Source organism: Nitrospirillum guanabarense (assembly GCF_034653355.1).
Taxonomy (GTDB): Bacteria; Pseudomonadota; Alphaproteobacteria; order Azospirillales; family Azospirillaceae; genus Nitrospirillum.
This window is the reverse complement of record NZ_JAYEER010000001.1, coordinates 165,501-182,185: the sequence shown is the minus strand read 5'-3', so window position 1 is coordinate 182,185 and position 16,685 is coordinate 165,501. Positions and strand designations below refer to the sequence as shown.

Here is a 16,685-nt window from a genome sequence, read left to right as displayed (position 1 = left end):
GGAACGCCTGCCGTTTCTCGGGCGGCAGCTGGGCGAAGCGTTGGGCGATGTCCAAGGTCGTCTGGGCCATGGGGAACAAGACCGTCAATGAATAGGGGAAGGGGGGTGTCAGGCCACGGCCTGCCGCGCGGCATCCGGATCGGCGCCCAGCGTGCGCAACTGGTCCGCCACGGCGGCCGCCGTGGGATGGTCGAAGACCAGGGCTGGGGCGATCTCCACACCCAGGCGCCGGCGCAAACGGGCGACCAGCTTGATGACCAGCAGGGAATGGAACCCCAGATCGAACAGGTTGTCCGTCCGCCCCACCGCGTCCCGTTCCAGCAGCGCGGCCACCAGGCTGGCCACCATATCCTCCAGCACATCCCCTGCGGTCTCCGGCGCTGCCACGGGGGCCGCCTCGGGCGGCGGCAGGCTGCTCCGGTCCACCTTGCCATTGCCCAGGCGGGGCAGCGCCGGCAGAACCACCACCTGGGCGGGGACGAAGGCGTCGGGCAGGCGTTGCTTCAGGGCGGCGCGCAGTGCATCCACGTCGACTGCGCCGGTGACGTACAGCACCAGCCGCAGATCGGCGCCGCCCCCCAGGGGCGCACGGCCGCCTGCCGCACGCCCGGCTGGGCCAGAGCCGCCGCCTCGATCTCCGCCGGTTCCACGCGGAAGCCACGGATCTTGACCTGGTCATCCGCCCGGCCGGCCAGGCGCAGGCCGCCGTCGGGCAGCAGGCGGGCCAGATCGCCGGTGCGGTAGAGGCGTTGGCCGGGGGCCAGCGGGTCGGCGACGAAGGCGGGGTCGTCCGGCCGGTCGAGATATCCCCGGCTGACCTGGGCGCCGCCAATGTGCACCTCCCCCACCGCCCCCAGCGGAACGGGGTGTCCGGCGGCGTTCAGCAGGCGCACCACGCTGCCGGGCAGCACGCGGTCCAGCGGCAGGCCGTCCGGAATGGGAGCCTCCGCCTCCAGGGCGTGCACCATCACCCCCACGGTGGTCTCGGTGGGGCCGTAGTGGTTGAAGACGCGCACGCCGGGGGCCAGCACCCGGATGGTGGACAGCAACGTGGCGGATGCCCGTTCCCCGCCCAGCACCAGGGTGCGCGGCAGGCGGGGGGTGGCTGTGTCCAGCAGGGCCGCCAGGTGCGACGGCACGATCTTCAGGCAGTCGATGTCCTGGCCGGCGATGAAGCGGGCGAAGGCCATCCCATCGGTCATGGCCGCCTCGTCCGCCACCACCAGGCAGCCGCCGACGGCCATCGCGCCGAACAGGGTGGTGTTGCCCAGGTCGGCCGCGACGGTGGAGGACAGGGCGAAGCGCCGGTTGCCGGCCAAATCCAGGGCCTGGGTGACGCCGGCGACATAGGCGGCCAGCTGGGCATGCTCCACCACCACCCCCTTGGGCGTGCCCGTGGAGCCGGAGGTGAAGATGACGTAGGCGGCATCCCGCCCATCCGGCGGGGGCAGGGCCGTATCCGGCGCCGGCCGGTCCAGCAGGCGGGTCACATCCGCCGCCATCATCACCCGGTGGGGTTGGGCGGCCGCCAGGGTGGCCTCGCGCCGCGCTTCGGGCCAGTCGGGATCGATGGGCACGTAGGCGCCCCCGGCGCGCAGCACGGCCCACAGCGCGAGGACCAGGGGCGTCCCGCGCGGCATGACCAGGGCCACGCGCCGTTCCGCCGCCACACCCTCGTGGCGCATATGACGGGCCAGATGGTCCACCTGGCGGCGGAATTCGGCATAGCTCAGCACGGTTTCGCCGTCCGATAGTGCCGGTGCCGCTGGCTGGTCGCCGGACCATCGCAGCAGCAGATCGACCACGCCGGAGGCGGCGGTCGCCTTTTCTCGTCGGTCCAGGGCCGCATGCGCTTGACGGGCGCGTTTGTCCAGCAGGGGCGGGGGGGTGGTCATCACGCCACCTCGGTCGCGCTGGTATCCAAGCTGGCGCGGTCGGTCATGGCGCCCATGGCGACGACGACGCGGCGCGGCCCTTCGTAAGGGTCGCGGGCATGGGCCGCCAGCATGTTGTCCAGCATCACCACGTCGCCATCGCGCCAGTCGAAGCGCACGGCACAGGCCTCATACACGTCGCCGATCAGGGCCATGACCTCGTCGGGGATGGGGATACCGTCCCCATAGAGGACGTTGCGCGGCAGGCGGTCCATGCCCACCAGGTCCAGCAGGTCGTCGCGCACGTCGGCCTCCAGGCAATAGGGGTGGTGCAGCTGCACCTGGTTGAAGAAGCTGCGGTCGCCGGTCAGGGGGTGGCGGATGACGGCCGGCCCCCGACTGCGGGTCTGCGGCGTCTCCGGGTCCAGCCAGCGGCAGTCGATGCCGCCGGCGGCACAGCGGGCCGTCACCACTTCGCGGTCATCGGTCTTGAAGAAGTCGCGCCAGCCCACATCCAGGCGCGGGGTGAAGGTGCGAACGTACAGCAGGCCGCGCCGCTCCAGGTCGGCCACCAGGTCCGGCGGCAGGCGGCGCAGCATTTCCCGGCAGTCCACGATGGGGGTGCAACCGCCCACGGGGGCCACCTGTTCGGCGAAGAACCATTGCTTGCGCGGCCAGCGGTCCAGATGGGCGCTCTCATTATGGAACAGGATCATCTGCCGCTCCGGATAGGGGGTGGAGCGATAGGTGTTGCGCCCCCCTTCCTTCTTGGGCAGGTCGCCGTAGCCGCCGAACAGGCCGCCGGGCTCCATGGCCTCGGCGAACCCTTCGAAGGCCTGCGGGCCGGGCAGGTCGAAGCCCCGGAGCAGGATGCCCGCGTGGCGGGCCAGCAGCCCGTCGATGAAGGGGCGGTTGGCCGCCGCCCAGGCGGCGGGATCCAATCCGCCGGTTACCGGTTCCAACACCACGGGGAAGGTGCCGCCGGCCGCCAGAAAGGACTGGCGGACGGCCTCATGGGACGGCTTGGGGGCCAGGCGGGCGGGGGCCAGGCGGGCGGGGATGGTCATGGGTGATGCCTCGGGCGCTTGGGCGGGCGGGGTCGAAAGGGGCAGGGGCTGGTCCGGCGCCTCCACCGTCCGGCGCAGCAGGGCGATCCAGTCGTGGTGGAAGCGGGTGATGGTGGCGGGGTCGAACAGGGCGGCGGCGTAGACCCAGTCGGCCGCCATGCCGTCGGCCTCCGGCTCCAGGAACAGGGCCAGGTCGAACTTGCTGCGCCGCTCCAGGGCGGGCAGCTGGGTGACGGTCAGGCCTGGCAGATCGAAGCGGCCTTCCGGCACGTTTTGCAGGACGAACAGGGCCTGGACCAGGGGGTTGCGGCTGCGGTCGCGGGGCACGCCCACCGCCTCGACGATACGGTCGAAGGGCAGGGCATCCTGGTCGAACGCGGCCAACGCGGTGTGCCGGGTCTGGTCCAGCATATCGGCCGGGGTCATGCCCGCGCGGCGGCGGGAGCGCAGGGGGACCACGTTGACGAAGAAGCCGATCAGCGCCTCCACCTCCGGCACGGGGCGGCCGGCGGTGTCGGTGCCCACCACCAGGTCATCGTCGCCCGTCACCTGGTGCAGCAGGGCCTGGAAGCTGGCCAGCAGGGCCATGAAGGGGGTGGCGCCGCGCGACCGCGCCCACACGCCCAGGCGGGCCAGCAGATCCGGCGGCAGGGCGAAGCGCAGGACGCCGCCCGCCGTCTGCGCCACAGGCGGGCGCGGCCTGTCGGTGGGCAGGCGCAACCGCGTCGGGGCGCCGGCCAGGTGGCCGCGCCAGAAGGCGACGCGCGACCGCAGTCCCTCCCCGGACAGCAAGGCCTGTTGCCACACGGCATAGTCGGCGTACTGCACGGGCAGGGCTGGCCAGTCCGGCGGTGTACCGGCCCGGGCGGCGCGGTAGGCGGTGGACAAGTCGCGGGTCAGGATGCCCACCGACCAACCGTCGGCCACCATGTGGTGCATGGCGAAGAGCAGCTGGTGATGACCCGGTGCCAGGCGCAGCAGCCGGGCGCGCAGGGGCGGGCCCTGGGCCAGGTCGAAGGGCCGGCCCATTTCCGCCTCCCGCATGGCCAGGGCGCAGGCCTCCCGCTCCTCCGCCGGCAGGGGGGACAGGTCGTCCATGGCCAGAGACAGCGTCAGGGTCGCCGCCGGCCAGGCGATCGGTTCCCCGTCCTCATCGGCGTCGTTTTCGGGGTAGGCGGTGCGCAGGATTTCATGCCGGGCGATGACGGCGTTCAGCGCGCCCTCCAGTGCCCGGGCATCCAGGTCCCCGTGCAGGTCCAGGGTGGCGGCCATGGTGTAGGCGGTGTCACCCCCGGTCAGCCGGTCGACCAGCCACAGGCGCCGCTGAGCCGGCGACAGGGGCAGGGGGCCGCCGCGCGGCACGGGCGCCAAGGTGGGCAGGGGCTCGACCCCTTCTGCCATATCGCCCGCGTCCAGCCGCGCTGCCAGGTGGGACAGGCCTGGCGCTTCGAACACTGTGCGCAGGGCCAAGCCATCCCATCCCATGCGCCGCAGCCGCGCCACCAGGCGGGCCGCCAGCAGGGAATGGCCGCCCAGGGCGAAGAAGTCGCTGTCGCGGTGGACAGCGGCGCCGGGCAGCAGCTCCCGCCACAGGGTGGCCAGCCGCTGTTCCGTCTCCGTGGCCGGCTCCTCACCAGCACCGTCGTTGGCGAGGGGCTCGGGCAGGGCCTGGCGGTCCAGCTTGCCGTTGGCGTTCAGGGGCCAGGTGGTCACGGATACCCATCGCGTCGGCACCATGTAGGGCGGCAGGTGGGCGGCGGCGTGGCGGGCCAGGTCGTCGGGCGTCCCGTCGCCGGCCGCCTGCCAATAGGCCACCAGCCGGTCGCCACGCGCCACCACGGCGGCGCGGCGCACGGCCGGGTGGCGCTCCAGCACGGCCTCGACCTCCCCCGGTTCGATGCGGAAGCCCCGCACCTTGACCTGGAAATCCTTGCGACCGGCCCATTCCAGCAGACCCTCGGCCGTCCAGCGGCCCAAATCGCCGGTGAGGTAAACACGGGCGCCGGGCGGACCGTCGGGGTCGGGCACGAAGACGGCCGCCGTGCGGCGTGGGTCGCCGCTGTAGCCCCGACCCACGCCGACACCGCCAACCACGATCTCCCCCGTGGCGCCCACGGGCGCCGGCGACAGGTCCGCGTCCAGCACCCGCAGGTCGGCGTTGGCGGTGGGGCGGCCGATGGGGATGACGGCGCCAGGCTCCGGCGCCTGGCGCAGGGGGTGGAAGGCCACGTCATCGGCGCACTCCGCCGGGCCGTAGGCGTTCATCAGCGGGATGCCGGGATATGCGGCGAACCAGGCGCGGGCGTCGTTGGCGCTTAGCGCCTCGCCCGTCGGCAGCACCCAGCGCACGGCGGGCAGGGGGAAGGGGCCGCTGTCCGCCCCACCAATGTCGACCAGGGCGCGCATCAGCGACGGCACGGGCTCGAACACCGTGACGCCGGTGGTGCGCAGGCGGTGCAGCAGGGCATCCGGGTCCTTGACCACGGCGTCGGGAATGATCTCCACCACGGCACCCAGCAGCGGCGCCGTCAGAGTTTGCCAGACGGAAATGTCGAAGCAGGCGGGGGCCGTCTGGGCGATGACGTCGCTTTCGGCCAGGCCCAGGGGCGCCACCTTGGCCAGCATGTTGTTCAGCATGCCGTCGCGGGTGACCATTACCCCCTTGGGTATGCCAGTGGAGCCGGAGGTGAACAGCACATAGGCCAGCTGGCGGCCCTCCGCCGGGGATGTCGGCAAGTCGCCCGCCTCCGCCCGGTCCAGCAGGTTGACCGGCGTCAGGGCCGGCAGATCGCAGGCGATGGCCGGGTCGCGCACCAGCAAGGCCTTGGCTTGAGCCGTCACCTGGGCCCAACGGGCAGGCGGATGGGCCGGATCCAGGGGCAGCCAGGCGCCGCCGGCGCGCAGCACCGCCACCATCAGGGTCAGCAGCTCCAACCCCCGGGGCAGCAGGAGGGCGACGACGCCGTCCGGCCGCAGGCCGGCGGCCACCAGGCCGCGCGCCAGGCTTTCCGATCGGTCCCACAGTTGCCGGTAGGTCAGGCTGGCGCCATCGCAGCGGGCGGTGACACGGTCGGGGTGGCGGGCCACCCGGTCGGCCACCCGGGCCACCCAGTCGGGCCGCAGGGCGTAATTGGCCGGCGTCGTGCGCCAGCCGCGCAGCAGCGCCGCCTCCGCCGCGCCTAAGCGGGGGATGGCGCCCAGGGGGGTGTTGGCGCCGCGCGCCAGGCCCAGCAGGGCGGCGCGGAAGCCGTCCGCCACCCGGGCCAATGCCGCGGCGTCGATGCGCCGGGCATCGGCGTCCAGCGCCACGCCCAGTTCCTCACCGGGAAAGACCTCCACCGTCAGGCCGTAGTGCGTGCGCTCCACATTCTCCCGCTGACGCAGGTCCAGGGCGCCCACGCGGCGGCGGCGGCCCTCCAGCATGGGCAGGTTCTGGAAGACCAGCAGCGTGTCGAACAGCGCCCCGACGCCCAGGCGCTTCTGGATATCGGCCAAGGCGGCATGCTCATGCTCGCGCATGGCGACGTTGTCGGCCTGCACCGCCCGCAGGTAGTCGCCCAGGCGTCGCCCGGCCGCCGGCTTCACCCGCAACGGCAAGGTGGTGATGAAGACGCCCAGCATGGCGTCTGCGCCGTCGAAATCCATGGACCGTCCGGCGGAGGTCACGCCGAACACCACGTCCTCGCGGCCCGACAGGGCGGCCAGGGTCAGGCCCCAGGCGCCCTGCACCAGCGTGTTCAGGGTGACGCCCAGCTCGCGTGCGGTGGCCGTCAGACGCGCCGTCTCGGCCCGGTCCAGCATCAGGGTGCGGTTCAGGGGTGCGACCGGCCCCGGCCGGGTGGGGCGCAGCACGGGTAGGGGCGTGGCGTCCCCGACACCGGCCAGGAAACCGTCCCAGAAGGCCAAGGGCTGGGCGCCGTCCTGGCGGGCCAGCCAGGCGATATGGTCGCGGAAGGGGCGCCGCCGAGGCAGCGTCGGCGCCTCGCTTGCCAGTTGGGCGCGGTAGCGTTCCAGCACCTCATCCAGCAACAGGACGGAACACCAACCGTCCACCACCAGGTGATGGCGGCTCCACACCAGCCACCAGCGTCCTTCGCCCCGGTCCATCACGGCCAGGCGCATCAAGGGTGCAGCCTCCAGCACGAAACCCTGGGTCCGGTCGGTGGCCAGGAAATCGGCCAGCGCCGCCTCTTGCGCCGCCTCATTCCGCCCTTGCCAGTCGTGCCGCGTGATGGGCAGTGTCGCGGCGCGCTGCACCAGCTGCAGCGGCGCGTCCAGCCCTTCCCAGCGGAAGGCGGTGCGCAGCAGGGGGTGGGCATCCACCGCGGCCTGCCAGGCATGGGCGTAGGCCTCGGGCGCGAAGGGACCGGCGGCGTCCAACACCAGCTGGTTGACGTAGGCGCCGCTCTCCCGGTCCAGCAGGCTGTGGAACAGCAGGCCCTGCTGCAGCGGCGACAGGGGGTAGGCGTCGGTCACGTCCGGCCGGTCGGCCCGCAGGTCCGCCAGCGCGTCGGTGTCCAGGCCGCTCACGCTGAAGGGCTGGTCGACCGGTGGCGGGGCCACCTTCGTGGGCGCCTTGGCCGGCGCCGTGGCCAGAGCCGCCACCACGGCGGCCACGGTGCGCTTCTGGAACAGCATCTTGGGCGTCAGGGCCAGGCCTTGGGGCCGGGCCTTGGCGATGACCTGCAGGGCCAGGATGGAATCGCCGCCGATGGCGAAGAAGTCGTCCGTGACCGCCACGGTGGGCCGGTCCAGCACCTCCGCCCACAGCGCGGCCAAGGTCGCCTCCACCGGCGACAGACCGGTGGATGGGGTGGGTTGTGCCATGTTCTGCGGTGCGTCCGCCGGCAGGGCGGCGCGATCGATCTTGCCGTTGGGCAGGCGGGGCAGGGACGGCAGCACCGCGAGGGTGGCGGGCACCATGGCGTCCGGCACCTGGCCGGCCAGCGTGCGCAGCAGCGCAGCGGGTTCAGCCAAATCGCGGCCGGTGATGAAGGCCACCAGCCGCAGGCCGGCACCACCGGGGGCGGGGCGGGCGACCACCGCCGCCTCCGTCACGCCGGGTAGGCGGCGCAGCAGCGCCTCCACCTCGCCCAGTTCCACGCGGAATCCCCGGATCTTCACCTGGTCGTCGGCTCGGCCCAGGAAACGGACGGCGCCGTCCGGCGCCATCACCACCCGGTCGCCGGTCAGGTACAGCCGGCCGCCAGGCACGGCTGGGTCGGGCACGAAGCGCTGCGCGGTCAGGGCTGGCCGGCCGCGATAGCCGCTGGCAACGCCGGCGCCGCCCACGGCCAGGTCGCCGGGCACGCCCACGGGCAGTGGTTGCAGATGGCGGTCCAGCACCGCCACATGCACGCCCGCCAGTGGCCGGCCTACAGGAACGCCGTCCTCATCTGCATTGTCGGCGGTCCAGGTCAGGCAGCCCACCGTGGTTTCCGTGGGGCCGTAGTGGTTCACCACCCGGCAGCCGGGCGCCAGGGCCCGCACCCGGGCCACGAAGTCGGCGGACAGGGCCTCGCCCCCCAGCACCAGGCGCCGGCGGGGCAGCAGGCGTTCCGGTTGGGGCACGGCCATCAGGGCCGCCAGGTGTGACGGCACGATCTTCAGCGCGTCCACCGGCCGCTCGGCCAGGTGGCGGGCCAGGGCGTCCGGGTCGTCGGCCAGGGCGGGGGCTATGATACGCAGGGTGCGGCCCCCCAGCAGAGCGCCGAACCAGGCGGTGTAGCCCAGGTCGGCGGTGATGGCGGCCAGGGTGGCCAGGCTGGCCCCCGCGGGCAGGTCCAGCGCGTCCAGCACGCCCAGGGCGTAGTTGGCCAGGTTGCCCTGCGTGACCACCACGCCCTTGGGCGTGCCGGTGGAGCCGGAGGTGTAGATGACGTAGGCGGGCAGGGTGGGTACCGCCGGCGGCGGCGGGGCGGCGCCAGCCTCAGGCCCGTCCACGGCCAGTCGGGGCTGCGGCAACTCGGCCGGCGCGTCCTCGCCCACGATCAGGCGGACGTCGGCGTCGGCGGCCATGAAGGCCAGGCGGGCGACTGGCAGGGCGGGATCCAGGCAGAGGTAGGCGGCCCCCGCCTTCCACGCGGCGATCATGGCGACGGCCAGGTCGATGCTGCGCGGCAGGTGCAGGCCGACGGTATCCCCCGGCGCCACGCCGGCGGCGGCCAGCCGGCCGGCCAGGGTCGCGGCACGGGCGTCCAGGACGGCGTAGCTCACGCCGTCCGCGCCATGTTCGACCGCAATGGCCTCGGGCGTCCGGCTCACGTGGCGATGAAACAGGGCCAGGGCGCTGTCTGGTGTCGCCGCCGGCCCGTGCCGCGCCGCCGCGTCTTCCTCGGCATGGGCGCGCAAGGAGGACAGGCGGGTGTCGGGGGCCGCCAGCACCTGGTCCATCAATGCCAGGAAACCCCGCTGCATACGGGCGATGGTGGCGGGGCGGTAGCGGCCGGTGTCCTGGCGCCATTGCAGGGTCAGGCGGTCGCCGTCATCCACCCAGCGCAGGTTCAGGTCATTGGCGGCGCCGCGCTGGGTGGCGAACCGCAGATGGGGAATGTAATGGTCCAACAGCCGGCGTTCCCCCACCGGCACATAGGTCGTCATGTGCTGGAACAGGGCGCCGCCCCCGCCGATGGCCGCCGCGATGCGCGCCAGGGGCAGGCGGTGGTGCCGCAGCATGGCCATGAACGTGCCCTGGGTCCGCCGGGCCAGGTCGGCGAAGACAGGGTCGTCCCCCAAGTCCGCGGGCCGGAGATCAACAGGCCAGGGCAGGACATTCAGGGTGCAGCCAATCAGGTCGCGGTCAGCCGCCCCCATGCGGCCGGACACGGGCGTGCCGGTCAGGAACCGCTCCTGCCCGCTCCAGCGTCCCAGGAACACGTGGTACAGGGTGGTCAGCAGGGGAAACAGGCCGATGTCCAGGCGCCCCGCCAGGGTCCGCAGCGCCGCCGTGGTTTCGGACGACAGGTCGATCTCGGACTCGTGCGCGCCGCCGCCATCGCCGCCATCCGATGGTAATTCCAATGCCGGTGGCGGATCGGCCAGCAGCCCGCGCCAGAAGGCCTCCAGCTTCAGGCCGCGCGGTCCCGCCAGCGTGGCGCGTTGTCGTTCCAGCCAAGCCCAATAGCGCCCGGTGGGGACGGGGGCTGGCGCCTGCCCCTGGACCAGGCGCTCATAAGCCTCCATCGCCTGTTCCGTCAGGGCTTCCATGGCCAGGAAATCACCGGCGATGTGGTGTACCGCCACGACAAGATGGGCGCCGGCATCCTCCACCAGAATCCGCACGCGGCAGACCCGGCCCGCTTCCAGATCCAGGGGGGCGTCAGCCTGGGCCGCCAGCCAGGCGGCGCGGGCGTCGTCATCCGGGAAGGTCTTGGTGACGACGGCCACATCGGGTGCGACGGTACGTAGTGGGCGCATCACCGGGGTGCCGGCCGCGTCCTCGCCATAGGCGCTGGCCAGCGTCTCATGCCCGGCGATGATGTGGGTGAAGGCGGCGGCCAGGTGATGGGCATCCATTCCCGGCAGCAGGGCGCCGGCGTAGGCCATGATGTAGCCCGCCTCGTCCGGGGCGGCGCGATAGGCCGCCCACAGGGCGCGCTGCTCTTCCCCCAGGGGATGGGCTGAAGCCGGGGCGTGGTCGGGCGGGCAGTCCGGCGCGGTGGGCGCGGTGCGCGTCGTGGTCATGGAAGTATCCATAGAAGGGACGGGGTCAGCGCGCGGCGACGGGCAATTCCGGGGCGCGGATGGGGTCGGCCATGGCCACCACCACCTTGCGGGCGCCGGTGAAAGGCGCGCGACCGTGGGCGGCCAGCATGTTGTCCAGCATCATCACGTCGCCCGCCCGCCAGGGAAACGACACGGTGCAGGCGTCCAGCACGCCCCGGATATGGGCCAGGTCGGCCTCCGCGATGGGGCCGCCATCGCCATGGAAGACGTGGCGGGGCAGGTCCATTTCATCCTCCACCACCGCCAGCAGGGTGTCGCGCACGGCATGGGGCAGGCCGGAGACGTGGAACAGGTGGGCCTGGTTGAACCACACCGTCTCCCCCGTCATCGGATGGCGGGCCGCCGCCTGGCAGACCTGGCGGGTGCGCAGTTCGCCGTCCTCCTTCCATTCCCATTCGATGGCGTTGGCGCGGCAGAACCGCTCCACCGCCGCCGGATCATCGGTGTTGAAGGCGCGCTGCCAGGGCAGATCCAGACCGTTGCCGTAGTTACGCACATACATCAGCCGTCGCTGCGCGAAGCGCTGGCGGACGTCCGGATCAAGGGCGCGGTAGATGGCGCGGCTGTCGGCGATGGGGGTGGCGCCGCCGGTCTCCGACGCCGTCACGCAATGGAACCAGATCGTGCCCGGCCACTGCAGGGTGTACGACTGCTCGTTATGCAGGGGGATGGACTGGTGCGCCGGGTATTCGGTGGAGGTGTAGACCCCCCGTTCGACCACCGATCGCGGGGTGGAACCGAAGTCATAATCCAGCAGCGGGCGGCCGAAGGCTTCAACGAAGGCGCGAAACGGGGCGTCGCCCTGGATGTCCAATCCTCGAAACACCATACCGCCCACCGTGGGCAGGACCTGGGCCACAACCCTTTTGATGTCGGTGAAGACATCCCGCCAAACCGTGCCCGGCGCCTTGGGCGTGACCAGCAAGGGCAGAGGGGCGTCCCGGTCCCCCAGCAAGGGGACCAGCCGCAGGGGCGAGGCCTCGGCCGTGGCGGGCGGAGCGGCGAGGGGGGGAAGTGTATCCATTTCAATCCATTCCGTGTGATTGCTTGCTTCCTGGGCATCGTCGCGGATGCCTCGAATCTGCCCGCCCCGTCCCGCCGAAGGGATGTGTCCGGGCCTATGTCATAGGAATGAGAATCACTTTCAGTAGTTGACCGGGGCACGGATTTCCGTAAAACCTCCGGTCGCCGTTGCTATCACCGGTGGTCTTTCTCCAGCGCGTGGCGCTGCCCGGCGGTGCGATCCATCCTCTCGATCGTTGACGTACTGATCGTCCCCGAACGTGGGTAACGCTACCCCAGCCTGAAACGACTTGCAAATAAGAATCAATATCAATATTAAAGAAATTGTTAGGCCCGGCGTGGGCCACAGACCATGGGGGGACCACACATGAGCTGGGATAGCCCTGACACCCGCTTCCACGTGGTGATCAACGGGGAAGAGCAATATTCCATCTGGCCGGACCACAAACCGCTGCCCGCCGGCTGGCAGGCCGTCGGTGTCAGCGGCACGCGGGATGAGTGCCTGGCCCACATCGAGACGGTGTGGACGGACATGCGGCCGTTGAGCCTGCGCCGCGCGCTGGAAGTCGCCGGCCAGCCGACCTGATCTCGCCGCCGCCGGCCCTTGCCTGCCGGCGCCTTAGCGCAACAACGGGAGATGCACGATGTCCAGCGACCCCCTGGGTGCTGCGCCGTTGACCTTGGCCGGCTTTCGCGGCCAGCCACCCATCCGGCTGCAGGATGATCCCCTGTTGCGCCGGCAGGCGGCGCGGGAATCCAACGCCCGCTCCTATCCCCGCCGTATTCCCCTGGCGCTGAGGCAGGCGGGCGGCATCTATGTCCGCGACGGGGCGGGGCAACTGTACATCGACTGCCTGGCCGGCGCCGGCACCCTGGCGCTGGGCCATAACCATCCCGATGTGGTGGCGGCCCTGCGCGACATCCTGGATTCCGGCCTGCCCCTGCACACGCTGGACCTGACGACGCCGGTCAAGGACCGCTTCGTCGAGGATCTGTTCGCCAGCCTGCCGGCCGGCTTCGCCGCCAAGGCGCGCATCCAGTTCTGCGGCCCCACCGGCGCCGACGGCATCGAGGCGGCGCTGAAGCTGACGCGCACCGCCACCGGCCGGCGCGTGGTGCTGGGTTTCTCCGGCGCCTATCACGGCATGACCCAGGGCGCCCTGGCGCTGATGGGCAACCGCGGGCCCAAGGAACCGCTGGGCACCATGGGCGCGGACGTGCAGATGCTGCCCTACCCCTATGATTACCGCTGCCCCTTCGGCCTGGGTGGGGAGGCGGGGGTGGACGCCGGCCTGTCGCTGATCGAGCAGATCCTGGCCGACCCGGAATCCGGTGTGCTGCCGCCCGCCGCCGTGGTGGTGGAAGTGGTGCAGGGTGAGGGCGGCGTCATTCCGGCGCCGGCGCGCTGGTTGCAGGGCTTGCGCCGCCTGACGCGGGAGCATGGCGTGGCCCTGGTGGTGGATGAGGTGCAGACCGGCCTGGGCCGTACCGGCCGCCTGTACGCCTTCGAACATGCCGGCATCGAGCCCGACGTGCTGGTGCTGTCCAAGGCCATCGGTGGTGGCCTGCCCTTGTCGGTGGTGGTTTATCACCAGGACCTGGACCGCTGGGCCCCTGGCGCCCATGCCGGCACCTTCCGTGGCAACCAGCTGGCCATGGCGGCCGGGGTCGAAACCCTGCGCCGCATCCGCGCCGACCGCCTGGATGAACAGGCCGCCCTGCTGGGCCGGCGCCTGACTCAGCGCCTGGAAGCGTTGCAAGCCGACCATGCCTGCCTGGGCGACGTGCGCGGCCTGGGCCTGATGATCGGGGTGGAGATCGTGGATGAGCGCCGGCCGCAGCTGCGCCTGGGCGCCCGCCCGGCCGACGGCGACCTGGCCCGGGCGATCCAGCGGCGCTGCCTGGAACAGGGACTGATCCTTGAGGTGGGCGGCCGCTATGGCGCCGTCATGCGCTTCCTGCCGCCCCTGATCGTCACCGCCGACGAGGTGGATGAGATCGCCGCCCGCTTCCAGGCGGGACTGAAGGCGGCGCTGGCCGACCGGCCGGGCGCCGCCCTGGCGGCGGAATAGCGCGACCTAGAGTCGCGACTAAGTCTGATTAGCGGATAGGGTGGGTGCGATGGATGGCCTGGTGAGTGACGTGGAACGGACGGCACCGTTGTCGCATGCGCAAGAGCGCCTGTGGCTGCTGCACCGCTTCAACCCCGCCGACACCGCCTACAATCTGACCCGCGTCTTCCAGCTGCGCGGCCCCCTGGACGTCGCGGCGCTGGGGCGGGCCTTGCAAGCAGTGGCCTGGCGCCACGCCATCCTGCGCACCCGCTTCACGGAGGGGGAGGACGCGCCGGTCCAGCTGGTGCAGCGCGCGCCTACCCTGCGCCTGGTGGTGGAGGAAGACGGCGACCCGGTCGCGCGGGCGACGGCGGAGGCGCTGCGGCCCTTCGATCTGGCGGCGGCCCCGCCCATCCGCGCCACGCTGGTGACGGCCGCCGCCAATGACCACACCCTGATCCTGGCCCTGCACCACATCGTTTCCGACGCCGCATCCAACCCCATCCTGGCCAGTGACCTGATGACCGCCTATCAGGCGGCATTGGCGGATGAGGACAAGGAGGCCGCCCGCCTGCTGCCGTCCTTGGATCTGCAATATGCCGACTATGCCACCGCACAGCGCGAACCGGTGGCGCAGGCGCGGATAGCGCGGGCGGTGGATGGGGCCGTGGCACTGCTGGGCGGCCTGCCGCCGGCCCTGGACCTGCCAACCGATCGGCCGCGCCCGGCGGTCTGGTCCGGCCGAGGCGCCCGCCACACCTTCGACCTGCCCTTTCACCTGCTGCCGGTGATCAAGGCTGTGGGTGGGGCGGAGGGCTGCACGCCCTTCACCCTGGTGCTGACCGCCTGGCAGGCGGTGCTGTCCCGCTGGGGTGGGCAGCGGCGCTTCGCCGTGGGTGTCCCTTTCGGCGGTCGTGAGGAGGAGGAGACGGAGGGGCTGATCGGCTTCTTCGTCGACACCGTCGTCTTCCCTGCCGACATCGGGGCCGGCCTGACCGGCCGCGCCCTATGCCGCCGCCTGCGCGACGCCGCCCGCACCCTGATCGGCAATGGTACGGCCCCCTTCGACCAGGTGCTGGCCCGGCTGGCGCCGCCGCGCGACCCCGGCCGCGCGCCCGTGTTCCAGACCATGGTGAACGTGCAGATGGGGCCCCCGGCGGCCATGCGGCTGGCCGGCCTGGCCATCGAGGCCGTGCCGGTGCGGGAAATGACCGCCAAGGTCGACCTGGCGCTGGAGGTCACGGTGACCGCCGACGCCATCCGTTGCGCCATCGACTACGCCACCGACCTGTTCGGCTCGGCCACCATCGCCGCCCTGGCCGGCGCCTTCGGCACGCTGCTGGCCGGCCTGCTCGCCAACCCAGACGCTCCCCTGGACACGCTGCCGCTGCTGGACTTGGCCGGCCGCGCGCACGAGCTGACCATAGGCAACGACACCGCGCTGGATGTCGGCCCGACGGACGATGTGGTGGTTCGGTTCGAGGCGCAGGCCCGCCAGGCGCCCGGCCGCACCGCCCTGGTGTTCGAGGACGCCCCCCTCAGCTACGGCGATCTCAACGCGCGCGCCAACCGCCTGGGCCGCCGCCTGGCGGCTCAAGGGGTGGGGCCGGACATTGTGGTGGGCGTGCGCCTGCCCCGGGGACCCGCGCTGGTGGTGGCGTTGCTGGCCGTGCTGAAGGCCGGCGGCGCTTATCTGCCGCTGGACCCGGACCAGCCGGCCGCCCGCACCGACGCCATCCTGGCCCATGCCCGCCCCCGCCTAGTGCTGGATGACGTGCCGGATCAGGACGGTGACGACAGCGACCTGGGTTTGCCCGTCCATCCCCGGCAACTGGCCTATCGCCTCTACACCTCCGGGTCCACCGGTGTGCCCAAGGGGGTGGAGATCGACCGCCAAGCCATTTCCAGCCTGCTGCGGGCAATGGCATCACCCGTCGCGGCGGGGCCGGACGACAGGCTGTTGGCCGTGACCACCGTGGGCTTCGACATCGCCGGGCTGGAGCTGTTCCTGCCCCTGACCACCGGCGGCACCATCGTGCTGGCCAGCCGGGCGCAGGCTCTGGACCCGGCCGCCTTGCACGGCCTGATCCGGGACCAGGGTATCACTCTAATGCAGGCGACGCCCGCCACCTGGCGTATGCTGCTGGATGCCACGGACAGCCGCTGGCCGGGCTTGCGCGCCCTGTGCGGGGGGAGGCGTTGCGCGGCGACCTGGCCCGCCGCCTGCTGGACCGGGGTGTGCGCCTGTGGAACGTTTACGGCCCCACCGAGACCACCGTCTGGTCCGCCGCCCATGTGGTGACGGTGGAGGACGGGGCGGCGCCGTCCGTGGGCATCGGTGGCGCCATCGCCAACAACCGCCTGTTCATCCTGGATGGCAATCTGGAACCGTTGCCGCCCGGCGCCGTGGGTGACCTGTGGATCGGCGGCGTCGGCCTGGCGCGCGGCTATGCCGGCCAGCCGGCGGCGACGGCGGCGGCCTTCGCGCCCAATCCCTTCCCCGACGCGGACTTTCCCGCCGGGGCCGCCGGCAGCCGTATCTACCGCACCGGGGACCGCGCCCGCCGCCGGCCCGACGGCGCCGTCGAATTCCTGGGCCGTGCCGATCATCAACTGAAGGTCCGTGGCTTCCGCATCGAGGCGGCGGAGGTGGAGGGCGCGCTGGAGGCGCATCCGCAGGTGCGCCAGGCCGCCGTCATCGTCCATGTGCCGGCGGATGGGGAGGCCATCCTGTGCGCCTACCTGGTGACCAATGGGGACCCGCCCGATCTGCGGCCCTTCTTGGCCGCCCGCCTGCCGGCCTACATGGTGCCCACCGTTTATGTCCGGCTGGACCGGCTGCCGCTCAACGCCAGCGGCAAGCTGGACCGGCGCGCCCTGCCGCTGCCAGACCTGTCGGCCCCGCCGCCCGCCGCCGATGCCCCCCCTCTGACGGGCACGGC

Annotated in this window: 6 protein-coding genes and 1 pseudogene; 3 read left to right on the top strand and 4 right to left on the bottom strand. The window is 72.2% G+C overall.

Annotated elements, in window-relative coordinates; genetic code table 11:
- Positions 1-108 precede the first annotated feature (108 nt).
- The 4 genes from UAA55_RS00700 to UAA55_RS00685 are packed head-to-tail and all read right to left on the bottom strand — an operon-like array spanning position 109 to position 11,690.
- Positions 109-528, bottom strand: a complete 420-nt coding sequence (locus UAA55_RS00700) for a phosphopantetheine-binding protein (RefSeq protein ID WP_322950748.1) — start codon at positions 526-528, stop codon at positions 109-111.
- Positions 504-1,895: an amino acid adenylation domain-containing protein gene (locus UAA55_RS00695; protein WP_322950747.1), complete on the bottom strand. Its 1,392-nt coding sequence runs from the start codon at positions 1,893-1,895 to the stop codon at positions 504-506. The genes UAA55_RS00700 and UAA55_RS00695 overlap by 25 nt, the downstream gene beginning before the upstream one ends.
- Positions 1,895-10,624, bottom strand: a complete 8,730-nt coding sequence (locus UAA55_RS00690; protein WP_322950746.1) for a non-ribosomal peptide synthetase — start codon at positions 10,622-10,624, stop codon at positions 1,895-1,897. Before UAA55_RS00690 ends, UAA55_RS00695 begins: the two co-directional genes overlap by 1 nt.
- 25 nt (positions 10,625-10,649) lie before the next feature.
- On the bottom strand, positions 10,650-11,690 hold the full coding sequence (locus UAA55_RS00685) for a TauD/TfdA family dioxygenase (protein ID WP_322950745.1): 1,041 nt from the start codon (positions 11,688-11,690) through the stop codon (positions 10,650-10,652).
- A gap of 366 nt (positions 11,691-12,056) precedes the next feature.
- On the opposite strand from UAA55_RS00685, the gene UAA55_RS00680 reads away from it, so the two are divergent.
- The 3 genes and pseudogenes from UAA55_RS00680 to UAA55_RS00670 all read left to right on the top strand — a co-directional run.
- Positions 12,057-12,275: an MbtH family protein gene (locus tag UAA55_RS00680; RefSeq protein ID WP_322950744.1), complete on the top strand. Its 219-nt coding sequence runs from the start codon at positions 12,057-12,059 to the stop codon at positions 12,273-12,275.
- Between the two features lie 58 nt (positions 12,276-12,333).
- A complete protein-coding gene (locus UAA55_RS00675) occupies positions 12,334-13,761 on the top strand; it encodes a diaminobutyrate--2-oxoglutarate transaminase (protein WP_322950743.1) in 1,428 nt (475 codons plus the stop codon).
- A gap of 49 nt (positions 13,762-13,810) precedes the next feature.
- A pseudogene (locus UAA55_RS00670) lies at positions 13,811-16,672 on the top strand (AMP-binding protein); the annotation flags it as partial.
- Positions 16,673-16,685: the final 13 nt, after the last annotated feature.